This is a genomic window from Pseudactinotalea terrae (genome assembly GCF_009733845.1).
Classification (GTDB): Bacteria; Actinomycetota; Actinomycetes; order Actinomycetales; family Beutenbergiaceae; genus Pseudactinotalea; species Pseudactinotalea terrae.
In genome coordinates, this window is the sequence record NZ_WNXZ01000001.1 from 1,181,618 (window position 1) to 1,205,488 (window position 23,871).

At 71.7% G+C, this 23,871-nt stretch carries 25 protein-coding genes; 19 read left to right on the plus strand and 6 right to left on the minus strand.

The window, feature by feature from the left end; genetic code table 11:
• Positions 1–17 precede the first annotated feature (17 nt).
• On the plus strand, positions 18–1,097 hold the full coding sequence (locus GPA03_RS05760; protein WP_156250956.1) for a hypothetical protein: 1,080 nt from the start codon (positions 18–20) through the stop codon (positions 1,095–1,097).
• Positions 1,098–1,117: 20 nt separating this feature from the next.
• The gene (locus GPA03_RS05765; RefSeq protein WP_156250957.1) at positions 1,118–2,629 is read left to right on the plus strand and encodes a hypothetical protein; all 1,512 of its coding nucleotides are present in this window, start codon (positions 1,118–1,120) and stop codon (positions 2,627–2,629) included.
• A gap of 18 nt (positions 2,630–2,647) precedes the next feature.
• Here GPA03_RS05765 and GPA03_RS05770 read toward each other — a convergent pair whose 3' ends face one another.
• Both GPA03_RS05770 and GPA03_RS05775 read right to left on the minus strand, forming a co-directional pair.
• On the minus strand, positions 2,648–2,914 hold the full coding sequence (locus GPA03_RS05770) for a hypothetical protein (RefSeq protein ID WP_156250958.1): 267 nt from the start codon (positions 2,912–2,914) through the stop codon (positions 2,648–2,650).
• A 54-nt stretch (positions 2,915–2,968) separates the two neighbouring features.
• The gene (locus GPA03_RS05775; RefSeq protein ID WP_156250959.1) at positions 2,969–3,250 is read right to left on the minus strand and encodes a DUF7455 domain-containing protein; all 282 of its coding nucleotides are present in this window, start codon (positions 3,248–3,250) and stop codon (positions 2,969–2,971) included.
• Between the two features lie 132 nt (positions 3,251–3,382).
• On the opposite strand from GPA03_RS05775, the gene GPA03_RS05780 reads away from it, so the two are divergent.
• Genes GPA03_RS05780 through GPA03_RS05790 form a run of 3 tightly spaced genes read left to right on the plus strand, consistent with a single transcriptional unit; the run spans position 3,383 to position 6,310 of the window.
• The gene (locus GPA03_RS05780; RefSeq protein WP_156250960.1) at positions 3,383–4,732 is read left to right on the plus strand and encodes a hypothetical protein; all 1,350 of its coding nucleotides are present in this window, start codon (positions 3,383–3,385) and stop codon (positions 4,730–4,732) included.
• Positions 4,729–5,958, plus strand: a complete 1,230-nt coding sequence (locus GPA03_RS05785; RefSeq protein ID WP_162458268.1) for an AAA family ATPase — start codon at positions 4,729–4,731, stop codon at positions 5,956–5,958. The genes GPA03_RS05780 and GPA03_RS05785 overlap by 4 nt, the downstream gene beginning before the upstream one ends.
• A gap of 37 nt (positions 5,959–5,995) precedes the next feature.
• Positions 5,996–6,310 (plus strand): hypothetical protein, encoded by a 315-nt coding sequence (locus tag GPA03_RS05790; RefSeq protein WP_156250962.1) that lies wholly within the window; start codon positions 5,996–5,998, stop codon positions 6,308–6,310.
• A 30-nt stretch (positions 6,311–6,340) separates the two neighbouring features.
• Here GPA03_RS05790 and GPA03_RS05795 read toward each other — a convergent pair whose 3' ends face one another.
• Positions 6,341–6,700 (minus strand): hypothetical protein, encoded by a 360-nt coding sequence (locus GPA03_RS05795; RefSeq protein WP_156250963.1) that lies wholly within the window; start codon positions 6,698–6,700, stop codon positions 6,341–6,343.
• 48 nt (positions 6,701–6,748) lie between these two features.
• Here GPA03_RS05795 and GPA03_RS05800 point away from each other — a divergent pair, with 48 nt between their 5' ends.
• From GPA03_RS05800 to GPA03_RS05825, 6 genes are all read left to right on the plus strand, one after another.
• Positions 6,749–7,939, plus strand: a complete 1,191-nt coding sequence (locus GPA03_RS05800) for a hypothetical protein (protein ID WP_156250964.1) — start codon at positions 6,749–6,751, stop codon at positions 7,937–7,939.
• Positions 7,940–7,975: 36 nt separating this feature from the next.
• Positions 7,976–8,608, plus strand: a complete 633-nt coding sequence (locus GPA03_RS05805) for a hypothetical protein (protein WP_156250965.1) — start codon at positions 7,976–7,978, stop codon at positions 8,606–8,608.
• 56 nt (positions 8,609–8,664) lie between these two features.
• The gene (locus tag GPA03_RS05810) at positions 8,665–8,988 is read left to right on the plus strand and encodes a hypothetical protein (RefSeq protein WP_156250966.1); all 324 of its coding nucleotides are present in this window, start codon (positions 8,665–8,667) and stop codon (positions 8,986–8,988) included.
• A 44-nt stretch (positions 8,989–9,032) separates the two neighbouring features.
• Entirely contained in the window at positions 9,033–9,575 is a 543-nt protein-coding gene (locus GPA03_RS05815) for a hypothetical protein (RefSeq protein ID WP_156250967.1), read from the plus strand.
• Positions 9,576–9,811: 236 nt separating this feature from the next.
• Positions 9,812–10,390: a hypothetical protein gene (locus GPA03_RS05820; RefSeq protein ID WP_206673448.1), complete on the plus strand. Its 579-nt coding sequence runs from the start codon at positions 9,812–9,814 to the stop codon at positions 10,388–10,390.
• A 46-nt stretch (positions 10,391–10,436) separates the two neighbouring features.
• Complete coding sequence (locus GPA03_RS05825) at positions 10,437–11,186, plus strand: helix-turn-helix domain-containing protein (protein ID WP_156250969.1); 750 nt, start codon at positions 10,437–10,439, stop codon at positions 11,184–11,186.
• A gap of 294 nt (positions 11,187–11,480) precedes the next feature.
• On the opposite strand, the gene GPA03_RS05830 is transcribed toward GPA03_RS05825, so the two are convergent.
• The 3 genes from GPA03_RS05830 to GPA03_RS05840 all read right to left on the minus strand — a co-directional run bounded on the left by GPA03_RS05830 (position 11,481) and on the right by GPA03_RS05840 (position 14,453).
• Positions 11,481–11,969, minus strand: a complete 489-nt coding sequence (locus GPA03_RS05830; protein WP_156250970.1) for a type IV pilin protein — start codon at positions 11,967–11,969, stop codon at positions 11,481–11,483.
• Positions 11,970–12,259: 290 nt separating this feature from the next.
• Positions 12,260–12,736, minus strand: coding sequence for a type IV pilin protein (locus tag GPA03_RS05835; protein WP_156250971.1), 477 nt, complete (start codon positions 12,734–12,736; stop codon positions 12,260–12,262).
• Between the two features lie 259 nt (positions 12,737–12,995).
• Positions 12,996–14,453 (minus strand): hypothetical protein, encoded by a 1,458-nt coding sequence (locus GPA03_RS05840; protein ID WP_156250972.1) that lies wholly within the window; start codon positions 14,451–14,453, stop codon positions 12,996–12,998.
• Positions 14,454–14,515: 62 nt separating this feature from the next.
• On the opposite strand from GPA03_RS05840, the gene GPA03_RS05845 reads away from it, so the two are divergent.
• The 8 genes from GPA03_RS05845 to GPA03_RS05880 all read left to right on the plus strand — a co-directional run bounded on the left by GPA03_RS05845 (position 14,516) and on the right by GPA03_RS05880 (position 23,843).
• Positions 14,516–16,747 carry a penicillin-binding protein gene (locus tag GPA03_RS05845; RefSeq protein ID WP_162458269.1) on the plus strand — a complete coding sequence of 744 codons (2,232 nt, stop codon included), beginning with the start codon at positions 14,516–14,518 and terminating at the stop codon, positions 16,745–16,747.
• Positions 16,740–17,516 (plus strand): CPBP family intramembrane glutamic endopeptidase, encoded by a 777-nt coding sequence (locus GPA03_RS05850; RefSeq protein ID WP_156250974.1) that lies wholly within the window; start codon positions 16,740–16,742, stop codon positions 17,514–17,516. The genes GPA03_RS05845 and GPA03_RS05850 overlap by 8 nt, the downstream gene beginning before the upstream one ends.
• Before the next feature lie 94 nt (positions 17,517–17,610).
• On the plus strand, positions 17,611–18,018 hold the full coding sequence (locus tag GPA03_RS05855) for a hypothetical protein (RefSeq protein WP_156250975.1): 408 nt from the start codon (positions 17,611–17,613) through the stop codon (positions 18,016–18,018).
• Positions 18,015–18,173 (plus strand): hypothetical protein, encoded by a 159-nt coding sequence (locus GPA03_RS05860; RefSeq protein ID WP_156250976.1) that lies wholly within the window; start codon positions 18,015–18,017, stop codon positions 18,171–18,173. Before GPA03_RS05855 ends, GPA03_RS05860 begins: the two co-directional genes overlap by 4 nt.
• 78 nt (positions 18,174–18,251) lie before the next feature.
• A complete protein-coding gene (locus GPA03_RS05865; protein WP_156250977.1) occupies positions 18,252–19,664 on the plus strand; it encodes a type IV pilus modification PilV family protein in 1,413 nt (470 codons plus the stop codon).
• A complete protein-coding gene (locus GPA03_RS05870) occupies positions 19,664–22,810 on the plus strand; it encodes a hypothetical protein (RefSeq protein WP_156250978.1) in 3,147 nt (1,048 codons plus the stop codon). The genes GPA03_RS05865 and GPA03_RS05870 overlap by 1 nt, the downstream gene beginning before the upstream one ends.
• An 8-nt stretch (positions 22,811–22,818) precedes the next feature.
• On the plus strand, positions 22,819–23,613 hold the full coding sequence (locus tag GPA03_RS05875) for a hypothetical protein (RefSeq protein ID WP_156250979.1): 795 nt from the start codon (positions 22,819–22,821) through the stop codon (positions 23,611–23,613).
• Positions 23,610–23,843: a hypothetical protein gene (locus GPA03_RS05880; RefSeq protein WP_156250980.1), complete on the plus strand. Its 234-nt coding sequence runs from the start codon at positions 23,610–23,612 to the stop codon at positions 23,841–23,843. Before GPA03_RS05875 ends, GPA03_RS05880 begins: the two co-directional genes overlap by 4 nt.
• The last annotated feature ends 28 nt before the right edge of the window (positions 23,844–23,871 follow it).

The following is a 23,871-nucleotide window of genomic DNA, read 5'->3' on the forward strand; positions in this document are numbered from 1 at the left end:
CCGCACATCTAGCAGGCATGACCAGCATCGCGACCCGTCACCGTCAGCCCGCCGGCGTCAGCGTCGGCGGCCAGTTCGCCGCCGAGCCCAAGACCGAGACCGGGCTGACCCTGGTCCCCGAGGGGCGCCGGTGGCTCCAGGACGCGGAGCTGTTCGCCGGGCGGGGCGCCTTCGTCACGCTCAGCACGGAGCACGACTACACCGACTTCGACCTGGACGCCGACACGGTTCGTGCGGCGCTCACCTCGCTGGCCCACGGGCAGGTCCCCGGCACCGGCATGACCCAGTGGCCCGCGGTGGCCGACTGGCCCGCGCACGAGGACTGGGCCGACTGGGCCGATGACGCCGAGACGTTCAGCGGCGGTGCCTTCGTCACGCTGTCCCACGAGGACGGCACCTACACCGACTTCTCGCTCGACGGCGACCAGGCGCAGCTGATGTTCCTCGGGATCGCCACCGCCGCGGCGGGCACCGACCTCACCGGTGAGGTCGCCGAGTCGCTGCCGCGCCGGGACGGCATCTTCACCGACCCGGTCGAGCTGTTGCGTGCCTGCGAGGAGCTCGAGGACGACGTCGGTCGGCGTCGCGGCAGGGCGGCTCAGCGGGCCACGCTCGCGGCGGCGCCGCGCCTGGACGGCACCGAGCTGCGCCCCGAGAACCTCACCGCTGCGCGCAAGGCGCTCAACGCCACCCGCGCCCCGGGCCGGGTCGTGCTCATCAGCGGTCTGGACACCATCGGCCACGAGCCGTTGGAGGTCCGCGGCAACCCCGAGAGCCCGCTGCAGGTCATCGTCACCGGCGGCTTCGCCCGGTTGCGCGTCACCAGCGGCGACGTCGTCATCTACGCCGAGTCCGCTCTGGGTAACCCGATCGACGTCGAGGGCCAGGCCACCGTCGCGGTGCTGGCCGGAGCGGACCGCAAGGTCAGCGTCAACGTCAAGGGGTCGGGTGTGGCGGTGCTCAGCTTGGAGGAAGGGGCCCGCGGTTACCAGCATCGCGAGGACGGCGAGGGTTCCCTGGACGTGCTGCGCGCCGTGGACGGCAGCGACCGGGTGACAGTGCGTACCCCGTCGCACGAGGAGCCGGTCCGCCCCTGAGCGCCGCACATCTACCGGTCATGTCCAGCATCGCGAACCGCAAGCGTCAGCCCGCCGGAATCCGTGAGGGCGGCCAGTTCACCACCGAGGCCCGTACCGAGACCGGGGTCACCCTGCTCGGCGGGGGATTGCCGAGCGTGGCGGACTCCCTGGCCGTCATCGCGGATCACCTCCTGGAGATCGCGGTCCCGACGGCCGCCCGGGCGATGGCCGAGCAGACGGTCCGCACCGCGTGCGAGGCCGCCGGGCCGGACGTGCCGGAGCGGTGGGTCGCCCAGGTGGTCGCTCATGACATCGGCACCGGCGAGATTTACCGGCGCAGCCTGGGGGTTGCCACGGTCGGTTCGCCGCAGTCGGGTGAGGTGCTGCGCGCCGCCTACGCCGCCGGGATGCCCGCCGACTGGGCGTCGGCGATGCTGCAGGAGCGGGGCCGGGCCTGGGTGCCCGGTTGCGTGCAGCGTTACGCCGAGGGTCTGACCGTGCAGGAGCTGGCTCGGCTCGAGGACGCCGGCCTGGCCGGCACCCCGACCAAGGCGATGGCCTACCGCGGGTGCGACACCCAGGAGGTGCACCGCTGGGCGGAGGCCGCTCTCGACGATCCTGACCTGAACGCCTACCTGGCCCGGTACGGCGGCCACCCGGGCATCGGGCTGTACGTGCGCGAGGGGGTGCCGCTCTCGGATGTGATGCTGTGCCACGAGCTCGGCGTCGAGCCGGGCCTGGCCAGGCACGGTCTGACCCGCCCCGACGGCACGGTCGAGACCGGGCCGGAGGCGATCCGTGAGCTCGCCGCGTATGCCAAGGCGTGCGGGCAGTCCACCGACGAGGCCCATGAGGGCATCCGGCTGGGGGTGCCGGCGGCCACCGTCAAGGCGTTCGGGCCGAAGGTGGCTCCGCGCGAGATCGCCGACTTCGAGGCTGCGGGTGTCCCGGCCAAGGTGGCGCGTTCGCTGCGTGGCCGGGACCGGTCCATCACCGCAGAACAGGCTGGCGAGCTGCACACCGCGGGCATCAGCACCGGCGCCGACTACAAGGCGTGGCTGGCGGTGGCCTCGCCCCGACCCGGTGCACGCGAGCCCAGTGGAACCGACTACGCCGAGATGCTGCGGGTGGCGCGGGCCGGGGTGCCGTTGGCTACCGCGCACCGGTTGCGGGAGCAGTCGGTGCCGTTGGGCTCCATCTTGGAGCTGCACACCGCGGGCGTGCTGGACTTCGACCCGTGGCGCGCGGCGCTGTATGGACCCACCCAGCAGACCGCCCGGATGCACGACCCGATCGCTGACGGGCTGCACCACATCGCCGCGTTCGTCAAGGCCGGCGGCGCGCCGGCGCAGCTGGCCCGCGCCCAGCGTGCCGGGGTCCCGCTGGCGCAGATGGTGCAGCATGTGGACACCACGCCGGCGCAGCTGTGGGCGGCCGGTGAGCCCAACAGGGCTGCCGTCTTCGAGAATGCCAAGCGGCTGCACCGCGACTACGGCGGCCTGGCCGGGCAGCCGCAGCCGTGGACGGTGACCGGGCCGGAGGACCTGTGAGCTTGCAGCGGGCGCGGCTCAGCGGCGGGTGATGGCGTTGGCCCACACCCACACGCTGCCGGTGCGGCCGTCCTCGTCGTGGAAGCGCACATGCCCGGCGCGCGGGGTGTACGCGGTCGCCTCGCCCTCGACCCGGAGGTAGCCCCGCGCGGGGAACAGCACCCAGGCCTGCACCGGCACCGGCTCGGGCAGACGCGTGATGGGCCCGCCGACGGCGGCCATCGGCAGGTCGGGCGGCAGTGAGCGCAGCGGTACACGGTCGGGGTGGCGTCCTTCTCCGGTCACCCCCCTATTCGAACACGTGTTCGTACGCGGTGAGAGCCGATGACCTCCCGATCCTCAGGCCGAGGCGCCCGGCTTGACGTCCAGCTTGTCCCGGTCGTCCACCATGATGCGACCGAAGTCGGCGCCGGCCCGCTCGAACTTCGTTGCGTGGTGGCCGCAGAACCGCAGCGGGACCGCGATCCCGTCCACGACCTTGACCGACAGCACCACCGCGGCCGCCGTCGGGCAGCAGTCCGCACGCTCGGGTGCACGGATCGTGAAGTCCGTCTCGCTCCAGTGCGAGACCGGCTCCTCGAGCACCTCCGCACGGGCGCGCTCCAGAGTCATCGTGGGCATGGGGTCCTCCTTCATGCAGGGGGCCGCCACGGCAAGAGGGCCGCAGCAGGGGTTGGCGGTGCTTCATGTGCGGCACCGGCCCGATCCCCGGCACCGGCACCGGCAGGGCGTGCTGCCGCACATACGGATCACATGCACCGCAGTGACCTCACCGAGCCCGACCCGTTCGCGGAGTACGTCGGGCCGGTCGTCGACGCTGCCAGCATCCCGGCCCCGACACCGGTGGCCGAGCACATCCCTGAGCCTCGCCCGCCGGCGCCCGCCGACATCGTGTGGGCCGACGACCTGGGCGAGCACACCGACGCCGCCCAGGCCGAGTACGACCTGCTGCGCCGTGTCGAGGCGCAGGTCGCCGGTGAGCCAGTGCGCCGCACCCGAACCCCCGGGACGCCACCGGCCATCAGCGAGGGTGAGCCGATGCCGTTCGCGTTCGTGTGGGTCGACGCCGGCAGCGGCCGGGTCATCTACCGCAAGGAGCACTCCGAGCCCACCACGCCGCGACGTCTCGGGGTGCTGGGGTTGCGCGAGCTCATCGACAACGGCTTCCGGCTGGTCGTGCCCGACCAGTACACCGCCAAGCGGCTGAGCCGGGCCGCAGCCGCCGCAGCCGCCGGCGACACCCCCGAGGCAGCCGACGCCGCCCGCGTGGACCGCCAGCTCGCCGTCGCCTCCCGATTGTCCTACTCCATCAGCCTGGTCGTGCTCACCGAAGCGTTGCAGCGCGCCTACTGGCTCTCCGCCGACCTGGACGCCGACGACCCGCTCGCGTGGTCCCGCGCGTTCGACCCCCGGTTGCGGTTGGCCGGACGGCCCTACCAGCTGATGCACTCCCTGCTCGAGGCCGCCAGCCAGGGCCAGGAACGCACCGACGCCACCACCGCGATGTTCTACGGGGAGCTGGCCGCGATCGCCGCCGCCCGCCACCCCGGGCAGCGGGCCCGGGTCGCCGCGTTCCAAGGCATGAACCGCGCCGAGAACGCCGCCAAGGTGTGGGACACCACCGACCTGGGGCTCATCGGGCGCAACCTGGTCACCGGGGACGTCTGCGCCATCGAGGTGAGCGACACCAGCGGGCGCGGCTTCACCGCGACCATGTCGCAGCCGTTCAAGCTGCGCACCGGGCACCGGCACGTGTTCCTGGCCCCGCCCGGCGACCCGGCAGCCGAGGCCGCCTTCGTCCTCATGGGTGTGCGAGCCACCACCAGCGGTGACCTCATCGGACAGTTCGAGGCCGTCACCACCCGCCGCAACGCCCCCGCGGTGCCGCCTGCGGTGACTGTGGCCGCCGACGCCATGGCCAACGGCCGCACCCTGCACATCACCGAGGAGCCCTACCTGCCGTTCCTGCGTTCCCGCGGCGATGACGAGGAGGCCGGCCGATGGACCCGCGGCCGCACCGTCGATCGGGTCCGACCCCGATGGGGCATGCCCGCCGACGTCAAGGTCGCCCACACCACCCGCACCCGCAAGGAGCACCGATGACCGCCGCGACAATCGAGGAGCGCACCGCCGTCGAGGCCGGTTCGCCGCTGGCCGCTGCCCTGTACGAGCTGTACTCCGGCGCCCCCGTCACCGTGGTCGCCGCCCCACCCGGCGGCGGCAAGTCCGACCTGGTCGCCCGTGCGGTCGCGCACCTGTTCGCCCACACCGACGCCACCATCACCGTCGCGACGGCGACCAACGAGCAGGGCACCGCCATCGCCGAACGCATCATGGCCGAGATCGGGGCCCACGAGGGACCGTTCGCGGTCCGGGTCGCCTCGGGCAAGATGCGCGTCCCGGAGGGTGCCGGCAGCCCCAAGGACAAGGCCAAGGTCCGCGCCGTGCAGGTACGCACCGCAGCCTCCTGCAAGGCGTCCCCGCCGGCAACCGACTTCCTCATCTTCGATGAGGCCTACCAGATCACCTTCGCCGACTTCGCCGACGGTGCCGACCGCGCCGCCCAGGTGCTCGTCGTCGGCGACCCCGGCCAGATCGGGCCGGTCGTGACGGTGGACACCACCGCGTGGGCGCACCTGCGGCAGGCACCCCACATGCGGGCACCCGACGTGCTGTCCCAGCGTGAGGACGCCACCATCATCAACATGCCCGCCACGTACCGGCTCGGCCCGGTCACCGCCGGGGTGCTACACCCGTTGTACGGGTGGGAGTTCGAGTCCCGCCGCCCGCAGCGAGCCCTGGCGCAGATGCCCGGGGAGGTGCGCACCTTGGAGCTGCCGGTGCGGGAGACCCCCTTCGACCTGGTCTCCATGACCGCGGTCGTGGACGCCGCCCTGGACTATGTGGGTGCGACGCTGCGGGTGCAGACCTCCGGCGGGTCCCGCTCGCGTGACCTGACCCCGGCCGATGTCGCCATCGTGGTCTCCCGCCGTGCTCAGGCCTCGGCCATCGAGGCGTTGCTGCTCGAGCGCGCAGGCGGCGCCGAGGACATCACCGTCGGCACCGCCGACAAGCTGCAGGGCGGGCAGTGGCACGCCGTGGTGGCCGTGGACCCGACCCTGGCCGGTGCGGAGTCCGAGCATGCCCTGGCCTCGGGTCGGCTGTGCGTCATGACCTCACGTCACATGACTCACCTGACGTGGGTCTACGACGATCGGTGGGCGGCCGTGCTGGCCGGCGCCCCGGACGCCGAGGACGCCGCGCGTGGCGCTGCGGTGCGTGAAGGGCTGCTGGCCGCCGGGGAGCTGCGGCGAGTCGGCGCATGTTGACCAGTAGCCGTGATGTGCGCGGCCAGGAGGAGTCAAGATGCTTGGATGCAGGTCCCGCCTGCAGGCGCGTGCCGAGGGCGGTGCCCGCGCGGTGCTGACCCGCCCCGACTACCAGCTGCTGCGGTCCGCGCTCAGCGAGGCTGGCGACGCGCAGGCCGCACCGGTGCGCGCCCACCTCGAGGACTGGGCGCGGTACACCGGTGCCGCGGCGCGGGTGGTGGCGCCGCTGACCGGGCAGCAGCTGGAGGTGGTCCGTACCGCGGTGCGTGCGCACATCGGCGCTCGCCCGGTGGCCGACACGACGGCGGCGCGGCGGCTCTACGACCGGCTGGTGCGCCCTCGCCAGCGCTAGCCGGCCTGACCTGTCTCGGCTGGGCGCCGCTCAGGCGTCCTGGTGGCGGTACCCGGTGTCGGTCTCAAGCACGGTGCCCCAGTCCCGGCTGTCGGTGATCGCCCACAAGATCGCGAAGGAGTCCCGGGAACGGAGCAGGGTGCCCAGCGCCGTCAGCGCTGTCACGACCTCGCGGGCCGCGTGCAGCGACTCGACCTCGAGCACGACATGGTTGGCCTCACCATCGCTGACCTGCTCTCCCCACTCCTCCCAGCAGTCACCGTCCAGGAGGATCTTCCCGGGCTCGACCAGGGTCGCGGCGCTCTGGACGACCTGCGCGAGGTGCTCGGTGGCGACCCCGACGTGCACGTGCAGCGGGACGTCGGTCAGCGTCATCGTCGTGGTGCTCATGCTGACCGGATGTGCGGCACCACCCGCTGGCCCGCACATCTACCTGTCATGAGCGTCTCGAACCGCAACCGTGTCCAGCCCGGCATCCGTGAGGGCGGCCAGTTCGCCACCGAGACCAGGGCCGAGACCGACGTCAGCCTCGCCGCGGCTGGTGATTGTGACCTCTGCGACCGCGTGACCGCCCCCGGCCGCGACCTGTGCGCCGGCTGCGAGGAGACTCAGCGGGACCGCACCGAGGGCAAGGTCAACCAGGTGCAGGCCCCGACCGATGCCGACCGGCTGGCCCGGATGACGCCGGCGGAGGTCGACACCGAGCTGAACGAGGCCATGCACGCAGCCGCGACAGCCCAGCGCAAGCTCGAGTACGCGCTCAGCTCCGCTGACCGTGCGACCGGGCTGCCGCCGCGCCGATGGAACGAGCCGCCCTACGGCCGCGAGCAGATCGTCGAGGCGCTGCAGACCCGGATCGAGTCCCCCGACTCGGCCGACTGGCAGGTCCGCATCGCGCGCCGGTCCCTGGACGACATCGCCGCGGGCGACGCTGCCGTGCAGGTCCACCGGGCCGAGATCGCCGCCTACGACGCCGAGTGGAACCGTCGCGGCCGGTGGTCGCGGGCGTTCCTGGTCACCGGTGGTGACGGCCACGTGCACTCCTCGATGGGCTGCTCCACCTGCAACCGGGGCCAGCGGCCCACGCAGTTCCAGTTCATGACCGAGTTCTCCGGCAACGACGAGGCCGACATCGTCACCGCCGCCGGTTGGCGCGCCTGCACCGTCTGCTACCCCTCGGCGCCGGTGGGTTCCCCGCGCTCGTTGCCGACGTCGATGTGGTCCAAGGAGGACCTGGACAAGCAGCAGGCCAAGGCCGAGCGGGAGGCGAAGAAGGCCGCACGGAACGCCGAGAAGATCGCCAAGGGTCTGACCGCAGATGGGTCGCCAATGGAGGTGCGGTGGACGGCACGTAACGCCCCCGGCTGGGACCGTGACCCCGAGACCGGCAAGCGCGTCCACGCCTACCGCGACCGGTCCGAGCGCGCCGAGTTCGCCACCGAGCGTTCCGCGGTGCAGTGGTACCTGTTCGAGCACGTCTCCTCCGGTGCCGAGACCCACGCCGACCAGGCGCCTGCGTACGAGGCGATCGAGCAGGCCCTGGCCGCCAAGCACGGCAAGACCGTCGAGCAGATCCGCACCGAGCTCGCGGCCAAGGTCGCCGCCAAGCGCCGACGCGAGAGCCGCTGACCCAGACAACGCCGCCCGACCCCGCGAAGGAGAGCCGTGACCAGCACTGCCCGCAGCCGCAAGCCCGCCGGGATCACCGAGGGCGGCCAGTTCACCACCGGGGCCCGACGCGAGAGCGGTGTCACCCTCCCGGCGCCGAGCAGCCCCGATCTCTACGGCGGGTTCCGGCTCACCGAGGTCAGCGAGTGGATCGGACCGGCGGGCCGGGCGTACCGCGCCACGCTCTCCGAGAATGGCCAGCCGGTCGCGCACCTCGAGCAGCCAGGCCACGGCGAGGCGACCACGGTCCGCTTCATCAGCCAGGACGGGGCCGCTCAGGACCGGTTCACCGAGCAGGCTGCCGCGCTGGCCGCTCGGGTTATCACCCTCACGGGTTCCAATGCGGCCAGGACGTCCCCCGAGCGGGGCTCGCGGCTCGCCGGTGAGCTGCTCCTGGCTCGCCTGCTCGCGGTCGCTGCGATGGACCGCCGCCTCAAGCCGGCCTTCATCTTCGACGGCGACGACTTCTGGGGTCAGAGCCAGTACCGCGAGATGGGGTCCCAGGCCACGCTCGAGGACCTGGCCCGCTACCTGTCCACGCCTGAGGTCGCCGCCCAGCACCCGCGTGTGTGGGACTCGGCCGTGGGCGACTTCGTCCCTTACGCCCAGTGGTCCGGGCGGCCTGACTGAGACAGGTTGCTGGCGCAGAGTCGCCCTCCGGGCGATCTGCCGCACATACGGAGGGCATGACCCTCTGCGCCGCTATCGAGCCCGCAGTCCTACTTGCCGCGCAGGCCCTGGACGCCTACGACGCGATGGGCTACTTCGCTGTGAAGAACCGGGCCGGCATCACTGACCTCATCGAGACGGCCGAGGTCGCCGTGCTGGCAGCCCGTGAGGTCGGGGTCGGTCGCAGCGACACCGAGCTCGGTACCGATCCGGGCTGTCTGACCGCGGCCGCGATCGCGCTGGCCGAGCGTGAGGGCTCTGACGCCTTCGCGACCTGCGACATCGACTCCATGCACGCCTACCGCACCGACGCCCGCATCATCTTGCGGGCGCTCTCCTGACCACTCCACCGCCCTCCCCACTGCATCCCCGAAAGGACATCACCATGAGCATCGCCGCTGTCGAGATCGAGAAGAACGAACAGACCGGTACCTCTGAGTTCTACGTCACGATTGCCGGCGGCGTCCGCCGGCTCGAGGCCGACGGCGCAGTGCAGGTCGCGCTCGCCATCGACACGGCGGTCAGTGCCGCCACCGGCGAGCCGTCGCGCGAGGTGGAGCGGCAGGTCCGCGAGGCCGTCGCGGCCAACCACCGCGTCAAGGTGGCCGAGGTCCGGGAGCGGATCGCGGCACTGGAGGTCGAGCTCAACGCCGAGTTGTCCGAGGCGGAGGCTGCGGACGCCGCGCTGGCCGACATCACCGGCGCCGACCCCCAGGCCAAGCCGTCCGCGCGGGGCCGCAAGCCGCAGCGCGCCCAGCTCGCGGTCGTCAAGGACGAGCCGCAGCCCGAGGAGGTCCAGGAGCCCGAGGAGGTCCAGGAGCCCGATGAGGATGTCCCCCCGGCCGAGGATCCCACCTTCGACGACGCCGAGCCCGTCGAGGCTACGCAGACCTTCGGCGGCCCGGAGTACCGCGACGACGAGTTCTGACCCATTGGTCATACGTCCCGGTTATGACCGGTCAGTTCCGTTCCCTCTCGGTTCTGAGCCGTGGGTACGGGACCGTAGGTTCAGCCGTGAGTGCTGAGCCGCTCGTCGTGGGCTGCTCGTTATAGGCCACCGAATCTGGCTCGCGGGTTCTGATCCACAGGTCATTCGCCGCCGTCTACGCTGTCACCCGATCGCTGGCCGCAGTCTTCGCGTCAGCATGGTGAAAGCGAGGGCCGGTGCAGAATGTGGACGCCACCACGAGCGCAACGCTCGGGCAGACCGGAGCTTCCCGCGCCCCCGGACCCGGGGACATCCTCGCTGTCGTGTTCGCGGTTCAGTCGCTGACCGACCAGCAGGACGCGTTGCGTCCTGACGCTCAGCTGCTGCTCGACGACCTTGACCGTGCCGGGGTCCGTGCCGCGGTCATCGCCACCGCCCCCGGGGGGCGTGACCTCACGCGCCGATCGGGCCTGGAGCTGCGCGCCTCGATCGTCATCGACGAGCACTACGCCAAGGCGTTCCGGCTCACCGACGAGCGCCGTCACGGGCAGGTGCTGCAGCATGCCGCCCGCAGGCTCGGGGTACCGCTGGGTGCGACGGTGACTGTGGAGTGCGATCCCGACCGGATCCAACAGGCTCGCGAGTCCGGAGCATGCTGGGTCGCCGTCCTGGCCCGGGGATCCTCTGCCGAGCACCGGCTCCCACTGCGCACCCGCGGCGCCGACGCGCTGTTGTCCACCCTGTGGCCGGTGCCGAACGGCACCTGGTGGCAAGCCCTGGGCATAGGGATGGCAGAGGCACCGAACCCAGGCTGACGCCCCGCCATGCCGCGGTCGCCTCCATGCGAGGTGACGACCGGCTGTGCAGGCGACCATCACCGAGCTCGACGAGGTTCGGCGAGCTCGCCGGACCCGTTACGCCGCGATGCGACGCCGTCAGATCGCCTACGGCCAGTGGTCGCCGACACCGGAGGCCGACCGGGTCCGAGCGCACGTGCAGTACCTGCGCGAGCACATGACCCTGGCCCAGATCGCCGAGGCGACGATGGCGGCGGGCAACCCGGTGGCGGTGGCGACCATCAAGTCGCTGCTGCGCGGGCGCGGGACCGACGCCCCGCCCACGCGGCAGCCGCGGCGGCGCACCGCGCGGGCACTGCTCGCGGTGGGCCCGCCGACCCGGCTGGTGCGGCTTCGGCAGCTGGATGCCATCTGCGCCGTGCTGCTCGGCGTCGGCAGCACCCCGCAGGACCTGCCTCGCTTCCTGGGGCCGAGCCTGTCCGGGGCCTCGATGGCCGAGCTGGATGCTCGGCTCGCCAGCGCGTTTGCGCACGGCCTCCTGGAGCTCGAGGGGGCGTTGCCGAGGTCTCCGCGGTCACGACGGGCGGCAGCCGCGCACCTGCTGCGCAAGGTCTTCCCTCGGCCGTTGGACGCCACGGAGCGTGCCGCGGTCGTCACGGCCCTGTGCGGACCGCTGGTGGGCATGCCGGTGCGGGAGGTGGCCGAGCTGCTGCGGGTGTCCACACGGACGGTGCAGCGCGTCCTGCGCGGTCAGCGAACCAGCACGGCCACGACCGCGGCGATGCCGGCACCGACGATGGCTACCAGCGCGTAGAACCGCATCGGGCTACCGATCGTCGGCGCACGGCCGGGCGCCGGCGCGGGAGGTCCTGCGGGGCCGTGGGTGGGCGGAGGCACCGGGTCCTCGGGTGTGTCGGAGGGCGGCCATTCGCGACCGGCAGGCGGCGGTGGGGTCTCGGTCGTCATCTCAAGGCTCCTTTCCCACGCCTCCAGCACCGACGCTACGTCGCGGATGCAGGCAGCGCCATCTGCGCCAGCCTCGAGGCACGAAAAACCGGCCGGCCCCGCGCGCTGCGGGACCGGCCGGCTGGGCTGGCTCAGCTGCCGGTCAGCTGGTCGCGCCGGCCCAGGTCTGGGTCGCTGTGCCGACCTGGTCGGTGCCCGTGGGGGCATCACCGGTCGTCCAGACCACGGCTGCGTCCTCGACCTGGACCGGCGTGCCGCCGCCCTCGGAGTCGAGCACGAAGATGTTGCCGGACCTGCTCAGGCCGTAGATGACGTAGGAGTCCTCGTCGGCCCAGGCGGCGTACCTGGTGCCGTCCGAGGCGATCTCCGCGTCGGCCTGCAGGCCCTCGGCGAAGACGTTCGCGTCGGTGTAGGTGAGCAGGTCGACGTAGTTGGTCTCCGCCGACAGCGCTGCGTTCTTGAGGTCGGACTTGACGGCGGCGTCGTAGCCCTTGTCACGCTGGCTCATGAAGGCCGGCACCGCGATCGCGGTGAGGATGCCGATGATGACGATGGTGACCAGGAGCTCGACGAGCGTGAAGCCCTTGTCGCCCGTCTTCTTGTTCAGCGCCTGCGTGATGCGAGCGATCATGGTTGGTCTCCTGCAAGTTCATTCCCACGGGCACCTGCTGGCGCCACGGCCCCACGTCGCGGGACGGGATTGAACGTACGTCCGCCGCGCAGATGTATGACACACATCGGCTCCTCTGACGCGGGCGCCGAGCAGCGCGACGTTGTATTTGCGCAGGTCAGAGGCCGTTCCGTGTGGATCGGCGGGAGGCTGAACGCTGTAGCCATGTAGCCACACGATGTCGCCGCGGTCGCACGAAAATGGCCGGCCCCGCATCTGCAGGGCCGGCCATCAGGGGGTCAGGCGACGACTCAGAGGTTGTCCCAGGCGAGGGCGCCGACGAAGGTGCCGCCACCGGTCAGCGCCGGGGTCGGCGTGGTCGGCAGAGCGGTGAGGCCGTCAACCTGCTCCGGCGTGCCACCGTTGCGGCTGTCGAGCACGAAGACGTTGCCGGACTTGCTCAGCCCGTAGACCACGTACTCGTCGGTGTCGGCGAACGCGACGTAGCTCGTACCGTCCGAGGCGATCGGAGCGGAGGCGCCCTCGTAGAAGATGTTGGCGTCGGAGTAGGTGAGCAGGTCGACGTAGTTGGTCTCCGCCGACAGCGCTGCGTTCTTGAGGTCGGACTTGACGGCCGCGTCGTAGCCCTTGTCACGCTGACTCATGAAGGCCGGCACCGCGATCGCGGTGAGGATGCCGATGATGACGATGGTGACCAGGAGCTCGACGAGCGTGAAGCCCTTGTCGCCCGTCTTCCTGTTCAGCGCCGGCGTGATGCGAGCGATCATGGTTGGTCTCCTGCAAGTTCATTCCCACGGGCACCTGCTGGCGCCACGGCCCCACGTCGCGGGACGAAGTCGAACGTACGTCCAGCCGTCGCGCGCGTCATGCAGCCGACAGCTCGCGGTCGGCACGGCCGAGCCAGGCCGGGGTGGCGTTTACGCAGGTCAGAGGCCGTTCAGATGGGTGCGGCGCGGGCGGCAACCACTGTCGCAATGTAGCCGCGCGCTGTCGCGGGACGGTCTCGGGACCGGGTGTGCTGGTGGTTCAGCTCTCGGGCTCCCACAGCATCGGTGGCGTCGGCTCGGGCGCGACCGCCGGTGCGGCCTGGTCCAGGATTGCACTCCGTGGTGCCGGGCACCCGCCGAGCGGGGGCTCGGGCGGGGCCGGCGTCGGGCCGGGGGGCGGTGTCGCGCTGGGGTCTGCGTCGGGTTCCGGGGTCGGCGTCGACTCGGGGTCCGGCCTCGGAGCACGCTGTTCGGTCTCGACCTCTTGCTGCCACGTCGTGCAGGCGAGCACCGCGGCCTCGTAGGTTTTCTGGGCGGCGTCGCGGTCGGCCTCGAAACTCGCGAGCTGGTCCAGCTGGGTTTGGCGCGTCGTGACGGCCGCCTGATAGGTGGCCAGGGACTTGGCCTGGTCCTGCCAATGGGCGGCGACCTCGCGCACCTCGGTGGCATACGCCTCCCAGGCGCTCAGCTGCTCCTGGTAGCCCGGCAGGGCGTCTAGGTAGGAGGTGGCGGCCTGAGCCCACTCGGCGTGTTCGGCGTCGAGCGCGGTCTGGGCGTCGCGGGTGGCTGCGGCGGCCTGGCGCGACACGGCGGCGGGATCGACCTGCGGACCGGTGGCGCCGGTGAACGCCCACCCGCATCCGGGGCCGAGCTCATCGACGGCGGGTAGCCAGTAGGAGCGGGTCAGCGGCTGCTCGCCGGGGTGCTCGGGCCGCTGCGGGGCGGGCACGGCCTCGGGCAGGGGCGGGCCCGTGACGCCTGCGGGCAGGGTCGGGGCGTCCAGCTCGGTCGGGGTCGCGACACTCTCAGCCTCGGGCACCTCGAGCCCGGAGGCGACCACCGCCACCTGCTGCTCGATGCGCCACGGCGTGTACTGGCCCAGCGTGGGGTTGCGGGTGGGGTCCTGTGCTGCGATGTCGGCACTGGCGCACTGCCCCTCGAGCGCACCCAGCAGCCGCGTGTCGGTCGCGGCGAGCACGGCAGCGTCAACGGCGGGCGCGGAGACCGAGACCAGCACATCGCCACGCGACCAGATGACGACCTGGCCGCCGTCGACGGAGAAGGAGCGCGCCTGCGCGCCGGCGACAGTGCGCTGGTGACCGCAGGAGCGCAGGGAGTCCATCGCCTGCCGCCCGCCGCCAGCAGGCATGACGAACGCGCCGATGAGGACCGCGCCGTGCGAGCCGACGGCGGAGACCACGGGAGCGGGACCCTGGCAGCCGAAAGGCAGTGGCACGGCGGCCGCCCAGACCGGGTCGGCGTCCACGACGGCGCGGACCACCGAGATCGCCGGGGCCTGGGTCGGCACGATCGGCGTGTCCGGGGTCGGCGCGGCAGACTGCGCGGCGTCCTTGGCCAGCGGGTCCGGGCGCATCACGTCGGGCGCCAAGAGGGCCAGCAGCGCCACGATGAGCAGCAAAGAGACGGCACTCAGTAGCAGGGTGGGCTTGGCGCCCGCCGTCTCGGAGGGGGCCCGTTGCGGGTTAGTGTATGACACGCAACAGACCTTAGCAGTCCGAATCGGCCTGCTTTGGGTAGATGGTGTATTACACTTGCGGTGTGTTCTTTGACGAGATGGCAACACCCGCCACCCGGCCTTCCAAGCGCAAGGCCCTCGCCGGGTTGGGTGTCGCCGTGCTCGCAGGCAGCCTCTTGGTCTCCGCCGCCGCTACCGTGCCCGCGGTCTTGGTCGGCCAGCAGGTCAACCAGACCTACGACTGGTGGGAGTCCATCGAGGTTGACGCCGCCGTCTTCGACGTCGCTCTGCCCGGTCATGTCTACGTCACGGACCGCGACGGCAACGACATCGCCACCTTCTACGCCGAGAACCGCATCCCGCTGGAGCGCCTCGACCAGATATCCCCCGCCCTCATCGACGCCGTGCTCTCGGTGGAGGACCGCGAGTTCTACGAGCACGGCCCCATCGACCTGACCGGCACCGCCCGCGCACTGGCACGCAACCTCGCCACCAACTCCCTGCAGGGCGGCTCGAGCATCAGCCAGCAGTACGCCAAGCTGCTGCGCGCCGCCGCCGGGCAGAGCGAGCAGGAGAGGTCGGCAGCCACCGAGACCAGCCTGCGCCGCAAGGTCGTCGAGCTCAAGTACGCGATCGCCCTGGAGGAGCGCTTCACCAAGGACGAAATCCTGCTCGGCTACCTCAACGCCGCCTACTTCGGCGACGGCGCCTACGGCGTCGGTGCGGCCGCCCACCACTACTTCGGCATCGAGGCCTCCGAGCTGAACCACGCCCAGGCGGCGCTGCTGGCCGGCATCCTGCGCAACCCCGGTTCCTACAACCCGGTGGACCACCCCGACCGCGCCCTGGCACGCCGCTCGGTCGCGCTGAACGCCATGGTCGCCAACGGCAAGCTCGAGCAAGCTGTCGCCGACACGTTGCGCGAGCAGCCCCTTGAGCTGAGCGTCACCGACCTGCCCAACGGGTGTACCGACTCCCCCCACCCCTACTACTGCGACTGGGTGCGTGCCACGCTGCTGGAGGACGAGGCCTTCGGCGCGACCGCCGACGAGCGTCGAGCCAACCTGGACCGCGGCGGGTTCACCGTCACCGCAGCGCTGGACTCCTCCACGACGGCCACGGCCCAGCGCACCCTCGACGAAGCCCTGGGCCGGCAGGACGTCGCCGCCGCCACCGCCGTCGTGGAGCCCGGCACCGGGCACGTACTCGCGATCGCAGCCACCCGCGACTACGCCGACACCCAGTTCAACATCCCGGTCCAGGGGCAGCTGCAGGTCGGGTCGACGTTCAAGCCCATCACGGTCGCCGCAGCGCTCGAGGAGGGGTTCAGCCCGGCGACCACCATGACCTCCCCGCACCTGTACGTGCCCTCCTCGGGCAACTACCCCGCCGGGGGCTTCCGCAACTCCGACGGCCGCTCCCGCGGGCCCATCGCCGCGACCGAGGCGCTCAAGTTCTCGGTCAACGCCTGGTTCGTCAAGCTCACAGAACGCACCGGGGTCACCGACGTCGCCGACATGGCCTTCCGGCTGGGCATGACCTCGATGGACCCCGCGCGGCGCACCGTGTCCGAGGCCGACCTGTCCATCACCCTGGGCGCCTTCGAGACCACCGTCCTGGATGTCGCCAACGTCTACGCCACCCTCGCCGCCTCCGGTGTGGCCTGCTCACCGGTGGCCATCATCGCGGTGAGCGCCGCCGACGGCACTGCGCTGCCCGCCCCCGACCCGGCCTGCCATCAGGCCCTCTCGCCAGCCGTGGCCGACACCGTGACCGCGCTGCTCGGTTCCACCGACGAGCCCGGCGGCACGGCCCAGGACGTCACCGTCCCAGGGCAGCACTGGGTCGGCAAGACCGGCACGAGCAACGACTTCGGCGCCACCTGGTTCGCTGGGTATACCCGTGAGGTCTCCTCCGCGGTCTGGGTCGGCGACCCGCGCGGCCCCTCCTACCCCACCAACAACGTCACCGCCTGGGGTGAGCGGCACCACCGCGTCTACGGCGCCACCATCGCTGCACCGCTGTGGGGCAACCTGGTCACCGCGCTGACCGCGGGCCAGCCCGCCACCGCGTTTCCCACCCCCGGTCCACTGACAGTCAGCGGATTCGCGATGCCGAACCTGGTCGGCACCGACCTGGCTCACGCCCGCGGGGTGCTGACCACCGCCGGTCTCGGCGAGCCGGTCGTGCAGCACGTCAGCAGTCAGAGCCTGCCGCCGGGGACCGTCGCCGCTCAGGAACCGCTGGCCGGCTCGCACGCGGCCAGCGCCATCGTCCTGCAGGTCGTGACCGACCAGGACAGCGCCGATGAGTGAACCCACCATCGCCCGCGACCGGGCAGACCCGTGGGGACCGTCCCGTCCGCGGCGCCCGCTGGGCCTGCGTGACCTCGCCCTGGGTGTCGTGCTCGTGGTGCTCGCCCAAGCTCTCGTGGCCGGGATCGTGCTGTGGCAGGCCAGCTCCGGCACCAACGGTTCCCAGGCCCTCGCCTCCTCGGCGATCGTGGTCGGCGGTCTGGCGCTGCTGTGGGCGGCGTTCGCCGGCGCACCGCTGCTCGCGGCTCGGCGCACCGGGCGCCAGCTGGGCGAGATCATCGGATGGGTCCGTCCGAGCGTCGCGGCACTGGCGTGGGGCGCCGGGCTCGGCCTGGCACTACGCGGCGCGTCCCTGGCCGGCGGGTGGCTGGCCGGGGCGCTAGGTATGCCGACCGGGCAGAACGTCAGCTGGCTGGTGCAGGTGGACTCGGCCGCGGTGCTGCTGTCGTTGCTGCTCGGGACCGTGCTGATCGGCCCGGTGCTGGAGGAGACCTTCTTCCGCGGGCTGGTGCTGCACTCGGCCCTGGGTTCGAGGCGGGTGCCGCAACGCGCGCGTGCGGCGGTGGCGGTGCTGCTCTCCTCGGTGCTGTTCGGTCTGGCGCACCTGACCACCGCCGAGGGGGCCGGGCTGTTCGTCGTCGGCCAGACCGGTCTGCTCGGCGCGATCTTGGCCGTCCTGGCGCTGCGCCGGGGCCTGGCCGCGTCGGTCACGGCGCACGTGGTGTTCAACACCACCGGCGTGCTCATGCTCATGGTGAGCTACGCATGAGCGGGACCCGCCGAGCGCACCAGATGCGCTCGTGTCATACACTCCGGCGCTATCCTGGTCCGGGGGAAGCAACCAACTTGGAGGACAATCAGGCGTGTCGAGCATCGAGCGAGAGCCGGTCATGAAGTACCCGGGCGAGGATGCGCCGCTGCCCCTGCGCCACGGTGGGCAGCCCATCAGCGACGACGAGGCGGTGGGCGTCGCGCGCCGTTACGTGCGTGAGCAGAACGAGGTCAGCGGCAAGGACGAGCCGCTGCCCACCGAGCTGCCGCTGCCGCAGGAACCGGGTCGCACCCCCATCGAGTCGTTCCGGCTGCCGCGCCGGCGCAAGTGGCGGGCACGTGCCCGCGCCGACATGGAGGGCCGCTCCCTGACCGACGTCATCAACGAGGCGCTCGAGGCCTACGCCAACGCCAGTCCGGGCTCCACAGTGCAGTACGTGCTGCCCAGCGCCGGTGGTGCGCCGCGCCCCGGGCGTCGTCGTTCGCGGAGCAAGGCATGAGCTCGGCAGAGCCGCTGTACTCGGCCGCGGTCGACCCCGCGTTCGAGTCGGTGGTGGACGAGCCGGACGACTCCGGCCCCCGGATGGCCGTCTCCCCTGTACGACACCGCGGCGACGCTGTCGAGAACGCGAAGGCGGCGCGATTGTTCGGCTGACGGCGTTTCTTCCTGGTGACTGACCCCGGGGTGTAATACACTCTGAGGGTCATGTCGGTTTGCGCCAGGAGGTCTGCGGTGGGTCGTGTGAAGCGCGTGCTGCTGCGCGACACTGGTGGCGCCACCCTGGTGGAAGTCATCGTGATGATCGTGCTGCTCGCCATCGCGGTCACGATGATCGCTGTCGCCGGCACCAACGGCCTGCGCATGCAGGCCACCGCCGAGCGCACCGCCATCGCCGCCAACGCCCAGGCCGACATCCTCGCCCAGGCCCGTCAGGTCGACTACGCCGAGCTCGGCTTCTACGACGATCAGGACGGCGCCGCCACCGGGATCATCACGCTGCCGCTGCGCGAGGACGGCGGCGAGCAGCTACGGGAAAGCGCCGTCTCCCTCGGTCCTACCGCCCCGGGCATCCTGCCCTTCGACGTCGAACCGGTGCAGGAGTTCCTCGACGACCCGGCCAAGCCGCGTGTGGCCTACCGCGCGACCACCTGGATCACCGAGACCGCGCTGGGTGACGGCACCCTGAGCGCCAAGCGGGTCACCGTCCGCACCGAGTGGACCCCGCAGGCCAACGCCGACGCCCTGGACGGCACCTGCACCGATGTGCAGGTGCGGTGCAGCACCCAGACCATCGTGCGCGCCGCCACCGGCTCCGACGTCGACTCCGCCAACCGGTCTGCCTGGGAGTCCAGCCAGTGCAGGAGTGCCGCCGTCGCCGGGGTCTGCGAGACCTACGTCCGCTCGGGCCGGGTCCTGGACGGCTCCACCATGGTCTCGGCCACCGACCTGCCCGCCCAGCGTGACAACGTCGACCTCTACGCCCGCACCAGTGCCGTCGCCACCTCGGTGATCGCCAGCTGGTCCTACCGGGTGAGCACCCCGGCCGGAGGGACCACCACCCTGCATCGCTCGGTGGCCCTGGAGTCCACCGACGGCGGCGTGCGCTGGACCGGGCTGGTCGAGGCCGACGCCGACGGTGCCAGTCCCCGCGGTGACATCCGCCCCGGGCAGGTCGAGGTCACCTTCACCGCCACGATGGCGCAGGACGGCTCGACCCGCTCCGTCGTCACCGAGGCGTTCTGGTCGGTCGGTCTGGACAGCCACGGAGCCCTGAGCATCGACCCAGCGAGCGTCACCGGCACCTGCACCCCCACCGGTGGGCAGGTCACCTTCACCGTGACCGGGCACTCCGCCGGTCTGCGGACCACCGGCTCCCCCACCGCGGGCGCCGACACCCTCGAGGTCATCTTCCCCACCACCCTGGGCGGGGTCACCGAGAGCCTCACTGCTCCTGCCCAGCTGGTCAGCGTCGCACCCATCGTGGAGAACTTCGCCGGCACCCTCGTCGAGGTCGCCACCGCCGCCACCTGGCAGGTGAGCACCCCCGCCACCTCCAGCTGTGAGGTGACCCGACACGCCTCCGTACAGGTGCACCGCGCCGTGGACCGGACCGTGACCAACATCGACCTGACCCTGGGGACCTGATGAGCACACGGCGGCTGCACCGGCTGCGTGAGGACGAGGGCAACCTCATCTGGGCGCTGGTCATCCTGATCTTCTCCCTGGCGCTCATCACCGCCTTCACCGTCGCCGTCGTCGGCAACGTCAAGCGCACCGGCGCCACCAACTCCGACATCGCCATCACCCAGCGCACCGACGCCGCGATCGCTGACGCCGTCGCCACGCTGTCCGCCGGCGGGTCCGTGCCAGCCACCCGCGCCGCCGCGACCTCCGAGTGCCAGGACGTCGACAACCGCGCCGTCTGCTACACCTACTGGGCCATGCCGCGCCCAGGCAACGCCGTCGAACCGTTGCGTTACGACCTCATCACCCAGACCTGGGACGACTCCATCGACCGTGACGGGCTGCCCCCGAGCCAGGACCAGCTGGTCCGCTCGGTGCGGGTGCCGCTGGAGGCCATCACTTACCAGGGCGAGCCCATCAGCGAGAACGGACGCATCGTCTACGAGGCCACCCCGGCTGGGCTGTTCACCAACGCGATGTTCTCCTTCCGGGAGACCACGCTCAACGGCCCCGACGTCGAGGTTGTCTCCTACAACTCCACCGCCGCGACCGCCGGCACCGACAACGGCACCGTCGCCTCCGGCGGCTGGGTCGCCTACGGGCGGGCCGTCGACGTCGACTCCACCCGCCTGTACGGCACCGCCTCCCCTGGCACCGACCGCACCACCCGCTGCACCGGTGAACCGTGCCAGGAGTCCGAGGTGGTGGCGATGAACCACACCTACCGGAGCGCCGACGCCGCCTCGGTGACCTGGATGCGCGAGGGTGTGACCAACCCCGCCGTCGCTTGCACCACCACCATCGAGGGCAACTGGGTCGCCTCCGAGCACGACGCCAAGATCACCGACGCGGTGCTGTGCGTCAACGGGTCCTTCATCATCGACACCACGACCACCATCGCCGTTCCCTCCGCCACCGTGGTGGTGCACGGCAACATCCTCATCGAGAAGTCGCTCAACGCACCCGGCAGCAGCTACGCCTGGGCCACCCCCTCCCGGCTGGCTATCTACAGCACCGGCAAGGCCGTCACGTTCTCCCCGAACGAGTCCGCCGCCCCCGGCACCGCCGTCGCCGCGCTGCTGTACGCCCCGCGCGCCGTCTGCTCCACCGACCCGGCCGCCCAGGACGCCGGCGAGCCCGAGGACACCGACCACACCGGCAGCATCCTGTACTCCGGGTCGCTGGTCTGCGACACCATCAGCATCGGCGGCTCCTGGACCCACGCCTACGACGACGCCATCCCGGTCAACTACGTCGACCCGTTGGAGTCCCAGAAGTCCTGGGTCATCGGCGCCCCCGACGTCGTCGACCCCGACCAGTGGGAGGTGCCCGTCGGCTGGGAGGACCCCACCTGCGTGCCGCCGCTGCCCAACAACGCCACCGGCTGGTGGCGTCTGACCGAGCCGAGCGGCTCCATCGCGATGGACTCCGCCGGCAGCACGGACCTGGGCTGGCTGACCAGCGCCCGCGGCGATGGCATCTGCCACAACTCCAAGGGCGCCGCGCTGGCGGCCGGGCAGAGCGCGGCGACCGACCAACTGTTGGTCTCCGCCGTCAACGGGGTCACCCTCGAGTGGTGGGGCAAGGACGCCGTCGGCGCCCTCACCTCCGCCGGGGTCAGCGTCACCGGCGATGCCCAGCGGCACCTGAGCGTCACCTCTGGTGGCACCACCGCCCGGTTCCCGTTCAGCGTCGAGAACCACGACAGCTGGCACCTGTTCACCGTGACGGTCGCACCCAGCGGCGAGGCGAAGCTCTACGTCGACGGCGAGCACAAGAAGACCGTCACCGTCGGCTCCCCGGCCGCCGGCGGCCGCACCGCCGTGGGGCCCGGCACCCGGGGTTCGGTCTCGGAGCTGGTGACCTATTCCCGGGTGCTCGCCGCGGCCGACGTGCAGCAGCGGTGGGCCGCCTGGAACGCCTCGGTGTACTTCACCGTCACCGACCCGGGCACCCCGTTCACCGCCCCGGTACTGACCGACAACGGCTCGACCTCGACCGAGCTGCGCGTGAAGTGGACCGGCCCCACCGGAACGTTCCCCGACGAGGCTCACCTGCGGCTCGAGCAGGCCACGACGACATCCGGTCCGTGGTCGAGCATCCGGACGGACATCATCAGCACCGCCCACGACACCACCGTGCCCTCCCCGGCCGGTCGTGCGTACTACCGAATCTGCGCCGTCTACAACGGCGACGAGATGTGCTCCGCCGCGGTGGAGATCATCGTGATCCCGCCCGCGCCGGTGGTGACGTTGGCCTCCACCGGCAGCACCAGCGCACGCTGGACCTGGACCGCGGTGCCGGGCGCCGCCCGCTACGAGGTCCAGTACCGCATCAACGGTGGCGGCTGGTCCGCGCTGGTCAACACCGGCACCACCCGAGGTTGGACCTCACCGACCGTGACCGCCGGGTCGAACCTTGAGATCCGCGCCCGCGGTGTCACCGCCAGCGGCGTCGTCGGGTACTGGTCGACACTGTCGCTGTCGCAGCTGACGGTCGCCGCCCCGATCGTCAACGGCTACTACACCTCCTACGACTACCCGTGGATGAACGCGCGCCTGCGCAACACCAGCGGTGAGGCGATCTGCGGGCCGGGCCTGACGCTGCGCACCCAGGGCCGCGCCCGGTTCGCGGGCGACACGTGGGGGAACTGGACCAGCGAGCTGGAGACCTCCGGTGCGAGCTCGCAGGGCGCGCTGGTGCGCACCTCGACCTCGGACTACTCCCTGACCAAGCAGCAGCAGCACCGCGCTTACTGCCTCAACGAGGTCACCGGCCGCAAGTCCGCCACGGTCGCCGGGGCCTACATCGACCTGCAGCACACCCCGCCAGCCGCGACGTCGCTGTACGCGCGCGCCGGCAACATCGACGGCTCCACGGGTGGTGACTGGCGCACCGCAGTCTGGTCGGCCCAGTGCGCCGACAACACCGCCCCGCGGTACGGGGTGAAGATCACCGCTGCATGGGGCACCTGGTCGCACAGCAACATCACCTACACCCGTTACCCCCGCACCGACGCCAGCTGGGGCGCTTTCACCATCCAGCTGACCGCATGGTGCGTCGGCAACGACGTGCACGGGCCGCGGACCACCAGGACGTTCTCGTGAGGAGAACCATGACCGAGACGACTCGACGCCAGCTGCGCTCGACCGCCCGGCGGCAGACGCTGCGTGAGCGACGAGGGCTGCTGGCCGCCACGGTCGCCGCCGCGCTGCTGGTGGCCGGCGGCACCGGATGGCTGCTGCTGGAGCGGCAGCAGACGTCCGGGCAGCCGGAGCAGCCGCAGGCCGCGATCGACGGAACACCGGTGCCGGTGCAGGAGGAGCCCGCCCCGCAGGAAGGACTGGTCCTGGACACCGACACCGGTGAGCTCGTCGACATCGCTACCGGGCAGACCGTCGACCCGGCCTCGGTGGACCCGCACGAGACCGCCGTCGAACCGGTGACGATTCGGCCCGGCGAGGTTCTTCCGGCTGCACCGGCGGTTCTGCCCGCAGGGCTAGAGGTGGTGCCGGTCGGCACCGATGCTTGGCTGGTCATCGACCTGGCCCGGCAACTCGCCGAGGAGGACATGGCGCTGGTCGCCGAGCACACCCGCAGCACCGTCGAGCACGCTCTGGAGCAGCCCGACGTCACCGACCCCGACCTCACCCGCATCACCTCACTCGAGCATCAGCAGTCCGCGCTCGCCGGCACCGGCCTGTCCCTGGTCGCCGTCTTTCCCGCCGCGGGCGGGTACGCCGGCTGGACCGGACTGGTCGACGACGCCGGCCACGTCTACGACGGCGCCGGCGTCACCGCCGCCACCGCGCAGGACGCGCTCGACACGCTGCACCAGTGGCTCACCGACCGCGGGGTCGGCGAGAACGCCCGTATCGTCATCACCGCCGACCCAGGAGCCAGGCCATGACCACCACCGCAGATCACCGGTTCCCCGGCACCGACATCCCACAGCCCGTCCCGCTGGTCTCGGCGATGCTGTGCGCCGCCCACACCGTCTTTGCCGGGCAGCAGGCCCTGCACACCGACAGCATCCGTCCACTGGACCTGACCGAGCACACCGACCGTGGTCGGGCGCCGGCACCGCTGCTGGTCGGTGATCAGGCTGAGGCCATCCTGGCCGAGCTCGAGGGCTTCTGAGGCAGGCACGAACGGGGCGTGGGCAGCC